General features: G+C 62.5%; 14 protein-coding genes. 4 read left to right on the top strand and 10 right to left on the bottom strand.

Translation table 11 applies throughout. The features are described 5' to 3' along the window. The first annotated feature begins 270 nt into the window (after nucleotides 1–270). On the top strand, nucleotides 271–3,012 hold the full coding sequence (locus GO007_RS09975) for a LuxR C-terminal-related transcriptional regulator (protein WP_095099122.1): 2,742 nt from the start codon (nucleotides 271–273) through the stop codon (nucleotides 3,010–3,012). 45 nt (nucleotides 3,013–3,057) lie between these two features. On the opposite strand, the gene GO007_RS09970 is transcribed toward GO007_RS09975, so the two are convergent. From GO007_RS09970 to GO007_RS09955, 4 genes are read right to left on the bottom strand one after another with little or no spacing between them, the layout of a single operon-like run. Beyond that, the gene (locus tag GO007_RS09970) at nucleotides 3,058–4,524 is read right to left on the bottom strand and encodes an MdtP family multidrug efflux transporter outer membrane subunit (RefSeq protein ID WP_095099119.1); all 1,467 of its coding nucleotides are present in this window, start codon (nucleotides 4,522–4,524) and stop codon (nucleotides 3,058–3,060) included. Further along, nucleotides 4,521–6,461 (bottom strand): FUSC family protein, encoded by a 1,941-nt coding sequence (locus GO007_RS09965; protein ID WP_095099116.1) that lies wholly within the window; start codon nucleotides 6,459–6,461, stop codon nucleotides 4,521–4,523. Before GO007_RS09965 ends, GO007_RS09970 begins: the two co-directional genes overlap by 4 nt. A gap of 9 nt (nucleotides 6,462–6,470) precedes the next feature. Continuing rightward, nucleotides 6,471–7,499, bottom strand: a complete 1,029-nt coding sequence (mdtN, locus tag GO007_RS09960; protein WP_095099113.1) for a multidrug transporter subunit MdtN — start codon at nucleotides 7,497–7,499, stop codon at nucleotides 6,471–6,473. Nucleotides 7,500–7,505: 6 nt separating this feature from the next. Further along, nucleotides 7,506–7,778: a YtcA family lipoprotein gene (locus tag GO007_RS09955; protein ID WP_095099110.1), complete on the bottom strand. Its 273-nt coding sequence runs from the start codon at nucleotides 7,776–7,778 to the stop codon at nucleotides 7,506–7,508. A gap of 260 nt (nucleotides 7,779–8,038) precedes the next feature. On the opposite strand from GO007_RS09955, the gene yjdI reads away from it, so the two are divergent. Then, nucleotides 8,039–8,269 (top strand): 4Fe-4S mono-cluster protein YjdI, encoded by a 231-nt coding sequence (gene yjdI, locus GO007_RS09950; protein ID WP_095099107.1) that lies wholly within the window; start codon nucleotides 8,039–8,041, stop codon nucleotides 8,267–8,269. An 11-nt stretch (nucleotides 8,270–8,280) separates the two neighbouring features. Beyond that, a complete protein-coding gene (locus tag GO007_RS09945) occupies nucleotides 8,281–8,553 on the top strand; it encodes a GNAT family N-acetyltransferase (protein WP_095099104.1) in 273 nt (90 codons plus the stop codon). 211 nt (nucleotides 8,554–8,764) lie between these two features. Here GO007_RS09945 and GO007_RS09940 read toward each other — a convergent pair whose 3' ends face one another. Continuing rightward, nucleotides 8,765–10,003, bottom strand: a complete 1,239-nt coding sequence (locus tag GO007_RS09940; protein ID WP_095099101.1) for an MFS transporter — start codon at nucleotides 10,001–10,003, stop codon at nucleotides 8,765–8,767. Nucleotides 10,004–10,420: 417 nt separating this feature from the next. Here GO007_RS09940 and alaE point away from each other — a divergent pair, with 417 nt between their 5' ends. Beyond that, nucleotides 10,421–10,858, top strand: coding sequence for an L-alanine exporter AlaE (alaE, locus tag GO007_RS09935; protein WP_223261773.1), 438 nt, complete (start codon nucleotides 10,421–10,423; stop codon nucleotides 10,856–10,858). A gap of 24 nt (nucleotides 10,859–10,882) precedes the next feature. Here alaE and GO007_RS28920 read toward each other — a convergent pair whose 3' ends face one another. The 5 genes from GO007_RS28920 to GO007_RS09915 form a co-directional block, all read right to left on the bottom strand. Next, a complete protein-coding gene (locus GO007_RS28920) occupies nucleotides 10,883–11,062 on the bottom strand; it encodes a hypothetical protein (protein ID WP_198389042.1) in 180 nt (59 codons plus the stop codon). Then, entirely contained in the window at nucleotides 11,059–11,202 is a 144-nt protein-coding gene (locus GO007_RS29540; protein WP_198389041.1) for an SDR family NAD(P)-dependent oxidoreductase, read from the bottom strand. The genes GO007_RS28920 and GO007_RS29540 overlap by 4 nt, the downstream gene beginning before the upstream one ends. A gap of 89 nt (nucleotides 11,203–11,291) precedes the next feature. Further along, nucleotides 11,292–12,281 (bottom strand): ABC transporter permease, encoded by a 990-nt coding sequence (locus GO007_RS09925; protein ID WP_095099092.1) that lies wholly within the window; start codon nucleotides 12,279–12,281, stop codon nucleotides 11,292–11,294. A gap of 2 nt (nucleotides 12,282–12,283) precedes the next feature. Continuing rightward, entirely contained in the window at nucleotides 12,284–13,213 is a 930-nt protein-coding gene (locus tag GO007_RS09920) for an ABC transporter permease (protein ID WP_095099089.1), read from the bottom strand. Further along, nucleotides 13,191–14,831, bottom strand: coding sequence for a dipeptide ABC transporter ATP-binding protein (locus GO007_RS09915; protein WP_095099086.1), 1,641 nt, complete (start codon nucleotides 14,829–14,831; stop codon nucleotides 13,191–13,193). The genes GO007_RS09920 and GO007_RS09915 overlap by 23 nt, the downstream gene beginning before the upstream one ends. Nucleotides 14,832–14,833 lie beyond the last annotated feature (2 nt).

Genomic DNA, 14,833 nt, shown 5'->3' with positions numbered 1-14,833 from the left:
CTCACCTTGAACTGATTAATAAACGATGGCGGCCCGATGCGTAGCAGGCCCGGCGCGAGAAGGGCGCAGCGGGCCAGGGGAGCATCAGCGCCAGAGAATGGAACTACTGTATAGCGGCGGATAAACGTGGCCTACCCCCCAGCTGGGGGGGATAAGGGGGCCAGCGACGAAAAGGCGGGCAGCGCCCTGGGATCGCAGCGATGGCTTGGTTCAACCTCCTCTCCTTGAGTTACACTCGGGGGATGGACTGGATGAAAAGGTAACGGCACGATGGAATTTTTGCCCTTAACGGATGACTCGCTGAGTGAATTTGTTCCCGAACAACCTTTGGGTTTTACGCGCAAACTGCCGCTTATCGCCACCCGCTTTACGCCGCCTCGTTCACCCGGCTCGCTGCAGCTGCGCGACCGCCTGCTGCAGCGTCTGGATGCCGCCGCCGGCAGCGCGCTGACGCTGGTGTGCGCCCCGGCCGGGTTCGGCAAAACGACCCTGCTGGCCCAGTGGTACCATCATCGGCAGCAGCAGGGGGATGCCATCGCCTGGCTGAGCATTGATGAAGACGACGGCCCGCCGCCGCTGTTTATGCGCTATCTTCAGGCGGCGCTGGCGCCCTTGTGGCAAGGGTGGAGCCCGGCGTTTCTCCAGCAGGCTGATGACAGCCTTGCGGCCGATTTCACGCTGTTTCTGGCGGAGCTGGTTAACCAGCTCCACCGCTGCCCGCACCCGCTGTATCTCATTGTTGATGACTACCAGAACATCTCCCACCCGGCGATCCATGCGGGGCTAAGCTGGCTGCTGAACCACGCCCCGCCCGCCCTGCACCTGATTATCGGCAGCCGCTGCCAGCCGACGCTGGCGCTGAGCCGGCTGCAAATGCAGGATCAGCTGGTGGAGGTGGACGATAGCGAGCTGCGCTTTAACGTCGGCGAAGCCAGCGCCTATTTTTCCGCCGCGCTATCGCCGGGATATAGCCAGCAGGAGATCCCCCGGCTGGTGGCCCTGACGGAAGGCTGGGTCGCGGGGATGAAAATGGCCACCTTATCCAGCGGCCGCGCGCCTTCCCATCCGGCTGCAGGCGGGCTGAACGCCGGATCGCGCTCAATCGCCCGCTATCTTGACGAAGTCATTTTTGCCCCTTTGCCCGCCGAGGTGCTCGACTTCCTTCTGCAAACGTCGGTGCTCAACCGGCTGCATCCGGCGCTGTGCGACGCCGTGACCGGCAAAGCTAACGGCGAAGCGATGCTGGCATGGATTGCGCAGCGCAACCTGTTTCTTTCCGCCCTCGACGAGGGCGGGCTGTGGTTTCGCTACCATCCGCTGATGCGCGACGCGCTGCTTTCTCGCCTGCAGCACGGCGGTGAGGAGGATATTCGCCAGCTGCACGAGCGCGCCGGCAGCTGGTTTGCCGGACAGCAGCTGTGGGCGGAGGCGATACGCCACGCCCTTGCCGCGGGTAAGGGCGGCGCCGGGCATGCGGAAGCGGGGGCGCAGTCGCTGGCGGAAGAGGGGGATATCGACACGATGGTGCGCTGGCTCGGCTATCTGCCGGCGGATCTGGACCCTTCGCGGATCGAGCTGCAAATTAACCTCGCCTGGGCGCTGGCGCACCGCTTTCGCTTTCAGGATGCCCGCCGGCTGCTTGATGCGCTCGAAACGCTGGCGGCGGCCAGCGGCGAAGGATTAGCCCACAGCTCGTGGGTCAAGCTGCGCGTGGTGCGGGCGATTTGCGAAGCCTTTGCCGAGAATATTCCGCAGAGTATTACCATCGTCGAGCCGCTGCTGCGGGAGGTGCCCTGCGGCGACGTGTGGGTCGATGGCCTGGTGTGCAATATTCTCAGCTACTGTCATCTGGCCAACTCCCGGCCTCAGCAGGCGCTCGACGTGCAGCAGCGGGTATCGGGCGCGCGCGAGGCCAACCGCAATCTGTTCGTCGGCGTGTACCGGGCCTTCGTCATGGCCCAGGGATACCTGCGCCAGGGCAATCTGGCGGAGGCGGAACGCCAGGCAAGCCGGGCGCTGCACGCTGCGGAACGGCAGACCGGCGCCCGCTCCAGCAGCGGCGCGACGCTGGCGCCGATCCTCGCCGAAATCGCCTGGGAGCAGGGGGAGACGCAGCGCATTGATGCTCTGCTGACGCTGCGCCTGGAGATGATCGATGATTTTTGTCCCCCCGACGGCTTCAGCCGCTGCTACATCGTGCTGGCGAAGCTGGCGCGACTCAACGCCCGCAGGGAGGACGCGGCGTCGCTGCTGCTGCACGCCGAAGGGCTGGCGGTTCAGCGCGGGTGGCTGCGGGCGCAGGCTCCGCTGCTGGCCGAGCGAATCAGCCAACTGCTGCAGGACGGCGATACCTCCGCCGCCGAAGCGCTGCTCTCCCGGCTGCAGGCGCTGGCCGGCGACGCGGGCAAAAGCGATGTGGCGCACGCCTCGCTGGCCTTAAGCCACAGTCGGGTGCTGATGGCCCAAGGGGAGCCGATGGCGGCGGCGCAGCGGCTCGATGCGCTGGCGACCGCCCAGGAGCGCTGCGGGGAGTGGCTGTTCGCCGTGCGCCTGCGGCTGCTGCAGGCGCAGGCCCTGTGGCAGGCGAATGCCCAGGATCAGGCCGTCGCGGTCGGCGTTCCCGCGCTGCGGCGGGCAATACGCCAGAAGCTGCTGCGCAGTCTGCTGGACGGCGGCCCGGCGCTGGCGTCGTTACTGCAGCTGATCGCTAAACGCGGCGCGGCAGGGGCGGAGTTCAGCGCCGATCTGACGCAGCTTTTGGCGCAGTTTGCCGCCGCCGGAGTCCCGGTTAACGCCGGGCGCTCCGCGCCGGTAGCCGTACGCTTAACCGAGCGGGAACGGCAAACCCTGCGCCTGATTGCCGAAGGCTACTCGAATAAGGGAATGGCGCGGGAGCTGGGGATTTCGGCGGAAACCGTGAAATGGCATCTCAAGCAGCTGTACGAAAAGCTGCAGGTCAGCGGCCGCATCCAGGCGGTCAATCAGGCGCGAGAGTGGCAGCTATTAAACTAAGCGCGCGGTCACTTCTGCGGGGCTGCGTTCGCCGCCCCGGACGCGTTACTTCGCGCTGATTTCAGCCAGCGGGCTGCGATAGTCGCCGCCCAGCGCTTTGATCAGCGTCACGTCGGTGCTCAGGCGCTGGGCCTGGATATCCAGCAGCATCAGCCGCTGGGCGATGGCCGGCCGACGCGCTTCCTGGGCGGCGTAGTAGCTGATCAGCCCGCGCTGATAGTGCGCGCTGGCGCTGTGGGTGGTGGCCAGGGCGGCGGTCACCTTCAGCTTCTGTAGCGCCGCCTGCTGGTTGAGATCGTTGAGCTGGCTTGAGCTTATCGCCACGTCGCGAACGGCGTCGAGAACGGCCTGGTTGTACTGCTTAATCAGAATATTGCTGGCGGTGCGCACCGAGCGCAAGTTGGCGTTCAGGCGGCCGCCGTCGAAGATCGGCAGATAGAGGCCGGGCAGCAGGTTGATCTGCTGGAACGTCGATTTAAACAGATCCCCGACGCTCAGCGCGTTATATCCCCAGAAGGCCTTGATATCAAAGTGCGGGTAAAACGCCGCCTTCGCCGCATCGACCTGGCTTAACGAAGCGCTGACGTAGCCGCGCAGCGCCTGCAGATCCGGGCGGCGGGCCAGCAGCTCGAAGGAGAGCGAGTCGGGCAGCGTTTCCTGCAGCGTCGGCAGCGGAACCGGGTGGAGCTCCGGCATGCTGTGCGCGTCGGCGCCAATCAGCGCGCGCAGGGTTTCGCGATACTGGGTCAGGGTGCCTTTGGCGGCAATCGTCTGCTGCTGCGCCGCCAGCAGCTCGGCCTGGGCGTTGGCGATATCGACGCTATCCTCCACGCCCCGGCGGGTGCGGTGCTCGTGCGCCTGCACCGACAGGCGGGCAATCTCTTCCAGCTGGTTGAGCAGCTCGATTTTCTGGAAGGTGGCCTGCATCGCGAAGTACAGCTGCGCCACGCTGCTGGCGAGATCCAGCTCGATACCGGCGGTTTCCGCCTGGCGCGCGTTCTTCTCGCCGATGGCCGCCGCGACGTGGGCGCGGTCGGCGCCCCATAAATCGATATTCAGCGTCGCGCCGACGCCCACCGTATTCAGGGTGTACCAGGGGCCGTTTTTATCGACCGGCAGAGAGTAGGAGTAGGGCCAGGTGAACTGCTTATTGGTCACCCGCAGGCGGTTTTGCGCCGCCACCGCGGTGGCCTGCACGCCCATTGCCGACTGCGCCAGCTCTACGGTTGACTGCGATTGCGAAATGCGCAGCCGGGCGGCCTGCATGGTCGGGGAGTTCTGCAGCGCGCGGTTCACCAGCATGTTGAGCTGAGCGTCGTCATAGCCTTCCCACCATCTGGCCGCCGGCCAGCCGCTGTTCGCCAGATGAATCACCTGCGCGAGTTCCGCCTGCTGAGGGTTGACTATCCTGACCTGCGCGGGCTCGTCCTGAATCAGCGCGCACCCGGCGAGCAGGAGGAAAGCGAGGGGTGAGTAGCGCAGATAGCGTGCTGCGGTGTCCATTTTTCTCATGACTTATCTGCCTGTCGCGGAATAGCTGAAGGTGCGGACGACCACGTCGGTAATGTCGTCAGTAATGTCGCCAGCGGCGGACCAAAGGGATTGTGGCGATCCGGATGAAGCCCGCGGAGCGGCTCCGGCGCGGCCTGCTGGCGTTCGATATCATCAGCGTAGGCCTGAAGCTGCGCGGCGCTGCGCTGCAGGAAATCATCTCCCGGCGCGGCGTACAGCCGGTAGCCTTCGCTTAAGCGCACGATCTCCTGGGCCTGGAGCCAGGTCGCTTTGACCGGCCAGGTTTTGGCCTCCGGATGCGGGTGGGCCCAGGCGTTGAGCGGCTCGGCCGCCACCCGATGCATCAGCGTTTCGGCACCGTTCAGGGAGTGGAACAGGGGCACCAGCTTGACCTCATCATCCCCGGCGCGCAGGTAGCCGGCGATCTGCCGGTAGAGCCGCGCCAGGCGAGATTTTAGCTGCACGGCTTCGCTATCCGGCCACAGGTAGAGGTGGACGATCGAAGAGACCAGCACCCCGAGCAGGATGCCGATAACCCGATCGCGCAGCTCGGTTAAATTGGCCAGCGGCCCGAACCAGTTGAGGAAGGCCAGCGAAAAGGTAAAGCCAATCTGGATCCCGGCGTAGGCGATGCGCTCCGAGCCGGCCGCGATCCAGGCCGACAGCGCCATCACCGGTAGAGTCATCCCCAGCAGCCCGACGATAGACTCGGTATGCGGCTGAACGTAGACGATCAGCAGCAGCGCCAGCAGGGTCGCGAGCAGGGCGCCGCCGATGCGCAGCCAGGTCTTCTGCAGGGTCGCCCCTAGCCCCGGCTGGGCGACAATCACGCAGCTCAGCATAATAGTATGAATACCCTGCCAGTCGGCGGCGGTATAAAAAACGTAGCACAGCAGGGTCGCCAGCAGCGTTTTGAGGGCGAAGTGCAGGTAGGCCGGATTGCTCCAGGCATCGGGCAGCAGCAGCGGGGCTTTTTCCTCTTCCCCGGCCGGTAGCGCAACCGCTTCGCCGCGGGCCAGCTTGCCCAGGGTGGCGGCCATCTCCTGCAGGATCACGCCGTTGGCGGTATCCTGGGCGACGATCTCCGGCTGCGCGGGCAGCGCGTCGGGGTGCAGGTTCCCGGCCAGCGCCGAGAGCGCGGCGGAGAGCTGCTGGCGCTCCGCGGGATGGTCATCTCCCGGCTGAAGCAGCGCGGCAAGGTGATAGCAATGCAGCGCGGCGGCCATCAGCGATTGCCACCCCTGCGGGTCGGCGGCAATCTCCGGACTGGAGCGGGTGGCCTGCTTATAGAGCGAGTTTAGCTGGGCAAAGTTTTCGGCGATCTCTTTAAACGTCGGCTGGTTTTTCAGCGGCCCCGGCTGAACGAGGAGCTGCGCAACCTGGCGCAGCAGCACGACGATCCGCGCCTTGAGCTGGTAGCCGGGAAACGCCTGCTGAAAACAGGCGTTAACCAGCAGCGTGACCACAATGGCGGTATTAATAACCACCCACAGCCACAGCAGCAGGCGCACCAGAACCTCGCTCTGGCTGGTCATCGACGGGAAGGTTTGCGCGTAGATAACCACCAGCGCCACCACGAAGAAGGCCATCCCCAGCTTGCCCAGCACCCGCATCAGGTAGATCGCGCCGAAAAACAGGAATACCGAGGCCACCAGGCGGATCAGCGGATAATCATAGGTCCATTTGATGATCAGCAGCACGCTGCCCAGCGCCACGCTGACGGTGATAAAAAACACCACGCTCACCAGCTTGATCATCAGCACGTTAGGCTGGCTGACGTAAAACACCACGATCAGCGCGACGGCCAGAAAGGGGATCTGCAGGGTCATAAACAGGACGATCAGCACCGCGCAGCTTAGCGTCAGGCGCAGGGTATAGTTGGCCCGGCCCGGCACATCGCGGAGTTCCCGGCTCAGAAATGACCACATGTTTTGCATGCCTTCCCCTTACTGCGGCTGAAGCACGGCGCTGGCGGAGGCGCCCATGCGGAACAGTTCAGGGTCGGGATCTTTGACGGCGATCTTCACCGGGAAGCGCTGGGAAACGTGGACCCAGTTGATGCTCTTCTGAATAATCGGCAGGCCTTCAATCACGCTCCCGCCCTCGGGCAGCACCCCGGAGCCCACGGAGTCCACCACCCCGGCGAAGGATCTGTCGTGGTTGGTCATGACGGTGACCCGCGCCGGAACGCCGGGGCGGACGTTTTTAAGATCGGTTTCGCGGAAGTTGGCGATCACGTACCAGCGGTCGTCATCCATTAAGGTAAATACCGGCTTGAGCGCCGAGGCGTACTGGCCGACGGTGGTTTTCAGCGCCACCACCACGCCGTTGAAGGGGGCATGGACTTCGGTAAATTCAAGGTGCAGTTCCGCCAGCGCAATCTGCGCCAGAATCCCCGCCCGCTGGGCAACCATCGCGTCTACGCCGGAGACGGCGGCGGAGGCCTGCTTCGCCTGCAGCAGCGTCGCCTCCAGTTCGGCGCGGGCGGCCTTTTCCGCGGTTCTCGCCTGGTCGAGATCTTCCTGCGAGGCAAAGCCCTGCGGCACCAGCGGCTCAAGGCGGGTGCGGGAAGAGGTGGTCTGCTTAACCAGCGCCCTGGCGCGCTCTACGGCGGCGGCCACCGACCGGGCGTTGTACTCCTGGGCCTTAATCGTGCGCTGGGTCAGCATGATTTGCGCATCGAGGGTCGTCAGCCGGGCTTTGGCATCGTCGAGCATCGCCTGGTAGGGGCGCGGATCGATGCGGAACAGCAGATCGCCTTTTTTCACCCGCTGATTGTCGCGGATCGGCATCTCGACGATCCGCCCGCTCACTTCCGGCACCACGTCAATGGTGTCGGTATAGACGTAGGCGTCGTTGGTGGCCGGCGAGGTCTGGAGCTGCCAGATAACCACAATAAGCGCCACGATCGCGGCGAGGACGAGGGCCAGCAGGGGCCACTTTTTCCGTAATACGCTTGGGCTGGAGTTTGTCATAGCGGCTTAGTTAACAAAGAAAAGGAACCACAGGATCGTGGCGAACAGGAACATCAGCGCCAGGTAGCTGAAGACCAGCGGCGAAAATCGCGACTGCCAGCCCCGGCGGACGATCAGGATATGGCAGGGAATGAGTAAAAATACGCCGCCCAATAAACAGAAGAACCAGCCTGGAAATGCGGCGCCTAATACCGGAATCGCCGGCGATAAAGAGCAGCCGGAAATTAAAGGCGAGGTTAATAATAGTGCCGGAGGGGCCAGCTTCACTATACGATTCAAGGGAGGGTACCTGCGCGCTCATATCATTGTGGAATGAGTTTAATCCCCCTGCGAGCAATCAGGAAGACTCAAGGCCTATATTTCTGCCTCCGGTTGAGGCTCGGTTTTACAAAACTGGTGAATATCAACGCATTTATTTTGCATTAATGGCGCCGGGGCCGGCGAAATAGGGGCGGAGGGTTTCTGTTGCTGCCCGTAGTCAGCGCCTCCCGCCAGGACTATGCTTAGGATCTGAACAATAAAAATAATGGGGCAATGTCATGGATAAGCAGCTACTGGACGCGGGGTTTCGCGCCTACAGGGGAGAGAAAATCGATGTCTACTTCAATACGGAAATTTGCCAGCATTCGGGGAATTGCGTACGCGGTAGCGCGAAGCTCTTCAATCTGAAACGTAAGCCGTGGATCGTGCCGGATGAGGTGGATGTCGCCACGGTCGTGCGCGTCATTGATACCTGCCCGAGCGGCGCCCTGAAGTATCGCCAAAAATAAGTGAGGAAGTGATGGAAATACTGGAAGGTCACAACAAGTTTTACGTCAATGACGCCGAGGGCAATCAGGTTGCCGAAATTGTTTTTGTGCCCACCGGGGAGCATCTCAGCATTATTGAACATACCGACGTGGACGCGAGCCTGAAAGGGCAGGGCGTAGGTAAACGGCTGGTGGCGAAGGTGGTGGAAAAAATGCGCGGCGAGCAGCGTAAAATTATCCCGCTATGTCCGTTTGCTAAACATGAGTTTGATAATACCCGCGAATACGATGATATCCGCGCCTGATATAAATACGCCGGCTTTCGCCGGCGCTAAATTTCAGGGATGAACGCAGGCGCGCTCCTCGCATCCGGGATCTATTTTTTGGCGCTTATTTCGTTGAGAAAGAGCTTAGCCATAATTTTTTGCCGGAGCCGTGCCCGTCAATATTATTTCAGCAGCACGTTTCCGGCTTCGCGCATAAAGTACGCCGCATCTCCAGGCTTTGTTTCTGCTATCAGCGGGTGCCTTCATTTTCCAGCTTCTGCCTTTTACGCAGATGCGGGAAAATGGTCATCCATACCGCCACCACCACCAGCGTGCCAATCCCGCCAAGCGCCGCGGCCGGTACGGCGCCCATCCACGCCGCCAGCAGGCCGGATTCAAACTCGCCAAGCTGGTTTGAGGTATTGATGAAGATGGCGTTCACCGCGTTCACCCGGCCGCGCATATCATCCGGCGTATCCAGCTGCACCAGCGCGCCGCGAATGACCATGCTCACCATATCGAACCCGCCCAGCGCGGCCAGCGCCAGCAGGGAGAGCCACAGCTTTGTCGAGAGCGCAAACAGCAGCGTCGCCAGGCCAAAGCCGGCCACCGAGGCGAACATGATCAGGCCCACGTTCTTCTCCAGCTTGTTGCGGCTGAGCCAGACGCCCACCAGCAGCGCGCCGACCGATGGCGCACCGCGCAGCATCCCCAGCCCCCAGGGGCCGGTGTGCAAAATATCCTGGGCGAAGATCGGCAGCAGCGCCGTCGCCCCGCCGAGGAGCACGGCAAACAGATCGAGCGAGATCACCCCCAGCACGTCTTTTCTCTCGCGGATAAAATGCACGCCGGCAAACAGGTTCTTGAGGTTCATCGGCAGGCGGGTTTGCGGCGGCCGCTCGTAGCGCAGCCGGCTCACCAGCACAATCGAGAACAGATAGAACAGGGCGGAGACGCCGTACACCACTTCCGGACCCGCCACGTACAGCAGGCCGCCCAGGGTTGGGCCGACGATCACCGCCGCCTGTCCTCCGACGGAGCTGGCCGCCATCGCGCGGGCGAGGATCGGCGGCGGCACCAGCGCCGGCAGCATCGAGGTGATCGCCGGCCACTCCAGCGCTTTTGCCACCGAGATTAAGAAGACCAGCCCCCAAATCTCAACTTTGTCCGCCCAGTGCAGCAGCGTCAGTGCCACCAGCCCGAGTAAGGCCGCCCATTCGATGAGCTGGCCTAACAGCACAATGCGCCGGCGATCGAACTGATCCGCGAGGTGTCCGGCGGGCAGGGCCAGCAGCACTGAGGGGAGGAACTGCATCAGACCGATCATCCCCAGCGCCATCGCGCTGTGGGTGATGGCGTAAATTTGCCAGCTAACGGCAACCGAAAACATCTGAAAGCCAAACGATGAACAGGTGCGCGCCAGCCAAAAAGTGACGAACGACCTGTGCCGCAGCAGCGAATCGTCCGCTGCGGATACCAGTGAACCCATAGTCTTATCCCATTCAAAGCCAATATTCCGGCCAGCATCGTGGTACCGGCCTGGTGAGCAGCCCGTAACGGGCGCTTGTTATCTTTTTTTGCACATTGCAGAGTGCGGCATCTTGTCCGTGCGGACAGTGGCGAGGCGTGCGCTTAGCATGCGGTTGATTATCTTAAATGGGTTTCAGCATGCGCGTCTAAGTATTAACAGGCCTGTAATCCGGGGGGAGCGGCAGGTAAATGGTTTCGGTTACGGCGGGAGGTCAGGGCCGCCGCAATGAGCGGCGGCGGATATCGCACCTGCGTGCGGCCGCGGTCCTGCAAAATGCCCGTATGCTATAGTTTTAAGCTTCTCGGTGAATGAGAAGGCGTTTAATCCCCCCACCACGACAGGAAATGTAATTTGCCTCAACCCCCGGAACGGTCGATGCGTCGGACCGCATTTATTGCAGATACCGCTGCGCTGATCCTCTTCTTCACGACAACCGGCATTATTAACGAACGGGTGATAGCCGGTATGACGTGGGAGCAGGTTCTCCACGCCCGTCTTCTGGGAGCGGCCCTGATGGTTCCGGTCGCAAGACCCTACGGCATCTGGCGGGATTGGCTGATGCTGCGCGCCGGCCCTGGGCGGGTGTCTCAGCTGCTATGGGACAGCGCGGCCCTGGTCAGTTTCCAGGTGCCGATCTATGCGCTGATCATTGCCTTCAGCGGCGCCTCGGGAAGCGGGCTGATTCGAGGCACTCTCGGCGCCGCGCTGATGATGCTTTGTCTGGGCAGGCCTTACGGCGCGTTTCTGAACTGGGTGCGTCGGTTATTTGGCCTGCCTCCTGGGGGGAGTAAGCCGATGTCATTGAACAGCTGAGCGGGGCTACGACCCGCTGCGCCTTTAGAGTCCGGGCCACATGCCACCAACGCGGCCCATCGGAACCTGGGCGAACATGGGAAGCACCGACCGGTCAATGTCTTCCCACCGCGCATCGTAAGCCAGCCCGATATTTTTAGCCGTTTGACGAAAGGCTTTATCCAGGCTGGAGCTATGAATGGTGCCGGGTGAAACGGTATTCACCGTTTGCAACCGCCCCGAACAGGAATAACGTTATGTAATCTCCCGGCCTTCGCCGCAGCATAATCTGGCCTCTTGTCCGGCGGCATCAGCGCTGCCAGGCTCGAAATATTAATGACTCTTCCCCATGCCTGAGCGCGCATACCCTTTCACCGAGATTTCTTTCCGCTGGTTTTCTGCGCCATCGTGCCGGTCCATCGCCACCAGGTATAGATACGGGGTGCTTACACCTTCATTGACTCCGTAAAAACAGGCGGTGAAAAAGATCGGTCAACAGGTTAGAGACAATAAACACGCAGGCGGCGAAAATGGTGGTGCCAATCACTACCGGGAAATCGCCGTCCAGCGCCGCATCAATCGCCAGCCGTCCGACGCCGTCGAGGCCGAACATCTTCTCGGTGACAATTGCGCCGCCCATAATCGCCGCCAGCTCCAGCCCGGTGAGCATCAATACCGGGCTAAGCGCTGGCTTTAACGCGTGATCGAAGTATACCCGCCACTCGCGCACCCCTTTTGCCCGCGCGGTACGGATATAGTCCTTGTGCAGCACGTCGAGCATACTGCTGCGCAACACGCGTTGAAAAATAGCTGTTTCAGCCAGCGTCAGCGTCAGCCACGGCAGCGCCAGATGCCGCGCCCACTGCCACGGGTCATCGCGCAGGGCCACATAGCCGCCAGCAGGAAACCAGTTTATGTTATACAGCGACAGCTGATAAAACAGGAAGAAGATAATCAGCATCCCGCTCAGGAAGGTGGGTAGCGACAGCGCGACGTAGGCGAAGAACGCCAGCAGGCGGTCGACAAAGCGGTCGCGGTAGCGTGCCGCCAGCACGCCGGTGAGCAGCGACACCACCGTCCAGATAACCAGCGCCCCCAGCGCCAGCGACAGCGTAACCGGCACCTTCTCCAAAATCAGCTGGGTGACCGGCGTCTGGAAACGGAACGAGTAGCCCAGCGCTGGCGGCCAGTGCAGCATGCCCACCGGCGCGCCCTGGATCTCCGGGCCACGCAGCAGGAAATAGCGCAGCTGCTGATACCAGGGATCGTTGAGGTGCAGCGCCCGGGCTATAGCCTCAACGGCCTCTGGCGTGGCGTTTCGCGGCGCCAGCATCACCGCCGGATCCTGATAGGCGATACGGGTGAGTAAAAAGGCGACGATCAGCACCAGCAGCAGCGTCAGGGCGCTACGCAGCAGCGTGTTAAACAGAGTGGAAAAAGTCATGACTATCGTCGCTCCAGATGAGGGTCCAGTACGTCACGCAGGCCGCTACTGAGGCAGTTAAAACCGAGTACGATGAAAAACAGCGCCAGCGCGGGTGCAGCCAGAAACCACGGCTGTACCTGATACATCGCCGAACGCTGCACGTCGGCAATCATATTGCCAAGGCTTGCGGCGGGTGCGGGAATGCCTACGCCAAGGAAGGAAAGGGTGGCTTCAGCGATGATGTTGGTAGGTAGTTGGATGGCCCAGTACACGCCCATCGTCGGCAACACGCCGGGAATGATATCGCGCCACAAAATGCGCCACTGGCTTTCACCCATCAGCACCGCGGCAGCCACGAACTCCTGCTGGCGCAGATCCAGCACCAGCCCTCGGCTCAGGCGCGCAAAGTAGCCCCAGGAGAAGAAGGTAATCACAAAGATCACGACCCACACAGGGTCGACGCGCGGACCGCTCTCGCCGCCTTGATTCAGCGCCAGCAGGCTGAGCGCCGTGACCACGAACGGAAACGAAAGTACCAGATTGATCAGCTGTTGACACAGCGCGTCAATGCGCCCGCCGCGATAGCCGCCAAACAGCCCGACGAACAGGCCAATCAGCATTGCCAGAGTGGTGGCGGGGACGGCGATCAGCAGCGAAATGCGGGTGCCGTACAGGGTGCGCACCAGCACGTCGCGACCGTTATCATCCGCGCCGAGCGGAAACGCTGCACTCGGCCCTACGGGAAGGCCCATATCCGACAGCGCGCTATCACGGAACTGCCCGGTTTCGCTATGACCTAGCCATGCGGCGACCATTGGCGCAGCTAGCGCCGCAAGTACCATCAGCGCCACAATCACCAGTCCACGACGGGCGCTCGGTTCCCGCCACAGCCTCTGCCAGAACGTCACAGGCGGGAGGGCGAACGGCTCAGAAAGCAGCGGCTGACTCATAGACTACCTCCTCGCTAAAACGATGGCCGGTGCCGGGAATGGCCGCAAGCAGCAGGCGCGTCCATGCGTGCTGGGGCCGCTGGAAGATCTGCTCGGTGCTGCCCTGTTCGATAATGTGCCCTGCCTGCAGTACCAATACGCGGTCGCACAGCGCCGCCACCGCATCGAGGTCGTGCGAAATAAACAGAAGTGACAGGCCATAGCGGCTACGCAGTCGGATAAACAGCTGAATGATGCGGTGCTGGGTGGTGATATCCAGCGCCGACACCGCCTCGTCGGCGACGATAAGCTTCGGTTTCATCGCCAGCGCACGGGCAATAACCACCCGCTGGCGCTGGCCGCCGGACAGCTGCGACGGGTAGCGCGAGGCCGCTAAAGCGGGCAGCTCCACCTGCGCCAGCAGATCGTCGATAGCCGCCCTGAGCGCCAGCGGCGACAGCGGCTGGCCGCGTTCGCGTAGGGCGGTTAGCTGCAGCGGTTGAGCCAGCGTGTCGTCAACGCGCCGCCGTGGATTGAGGCTGCTGTAGGGATCCTGAAACACCATCTGCACCGCGTGGCGTTCCGGGTGATGGCTACCCGGCTCCTTCCACGGCTGGCCCGCCAGCGTCAGCGTGCCGCCGTCCGGGCGGTCCAGTCCGACGACGATGCGCCCCAGCGTGCTCTTCCCGGAGCCGGACTCGCCGACCAGGCCGAGAATCTCCCCCTCATGCAGACTAAAACTGATGCCATCCAATACCGGCGCGGCCGCTTTTCCCGGCCAGAGCCGCGAGGGTCTGACAAAGCTGCGCGAAACCTGACTCACCTCCAGCAGCGGCGTCGCCTCGTCGTAACGGAAGGGAGACGGGGCGCGCGGATGCCAGCCCGCCTGCAGCAGTGAGCGGGTATAGTCATGCTGCGGCGCGTCGAAAAGGGCGCGTGCTGCACCCTGTTCGACAACCTGGCCGTGCTGCATTACCACGATCCTGTCGGCAATATCAGCCACCACCCGTAGGTTGTGGCTGATAAACACCAGCGCGCAGCCATGCTGGCGCTGGAGCCGCTTCAACAGGCGCAGAATTGAGGCCTGGACGGTGGCGTCCAGCGCGGTAGTTGGCTCATCTGCGATAATCAGCGACGGATTCAACGCAATGGCGATGGCGATCATCACCCGCTGGCGCTGGCCGCCGGAGAACTTCGCCGGACGCTCGTGATAGCGGCGGGCGGCATCCGCAATGCCCACCTCCGCCAGCAGCGATAGCACCTGCGTGCGTAGGGCCTTACGCCCCACGCGCCGGTGAGCGAGGATCGCCTCCTCGATTTGCCGCCCGACGCTTTTCAGCGGGTGCAGATTGCTTAGAGGGTCCTGCGACACGTAGCCTATCTGCGCGCCGCGCAGTTGGCGCTTTTGATTCGCCGTAAAGGCGTGCAGCGGCTGGTCGTTAAAGACAATCTCTCCCTGCACGCGCATCTGTGTCGGTAACAGGCCAAGCACCGCCAGCAGGCTCAGGCTTTTCCCCGACCCTGACTCGCCCACTACCGCCAGCGTTTCTCCCGGCTCGACGTGAAAACTGACGCCTTTGACCAGCGTACTACGCGGGTCAAGGCCAATTGTTAAGTCGCGTACATTGAGTAATGGCATGA

Source organism: Klebsiella sp. 10-1 (genome assembly GCF_009758445.1).
Classification (GTDB): domain Bacteria; phylum Pseudomonadota; class Gammaproteobacteria; order Enterobacterales; family Enterobacteriaceae; genus Klebsiella; species Klebsiella scottii.
The sequence above is the reverse complement of the archived record's forward strand: the minus strand, read 5'-3'. Positions and strand labels throughout refer to the sequence as shown.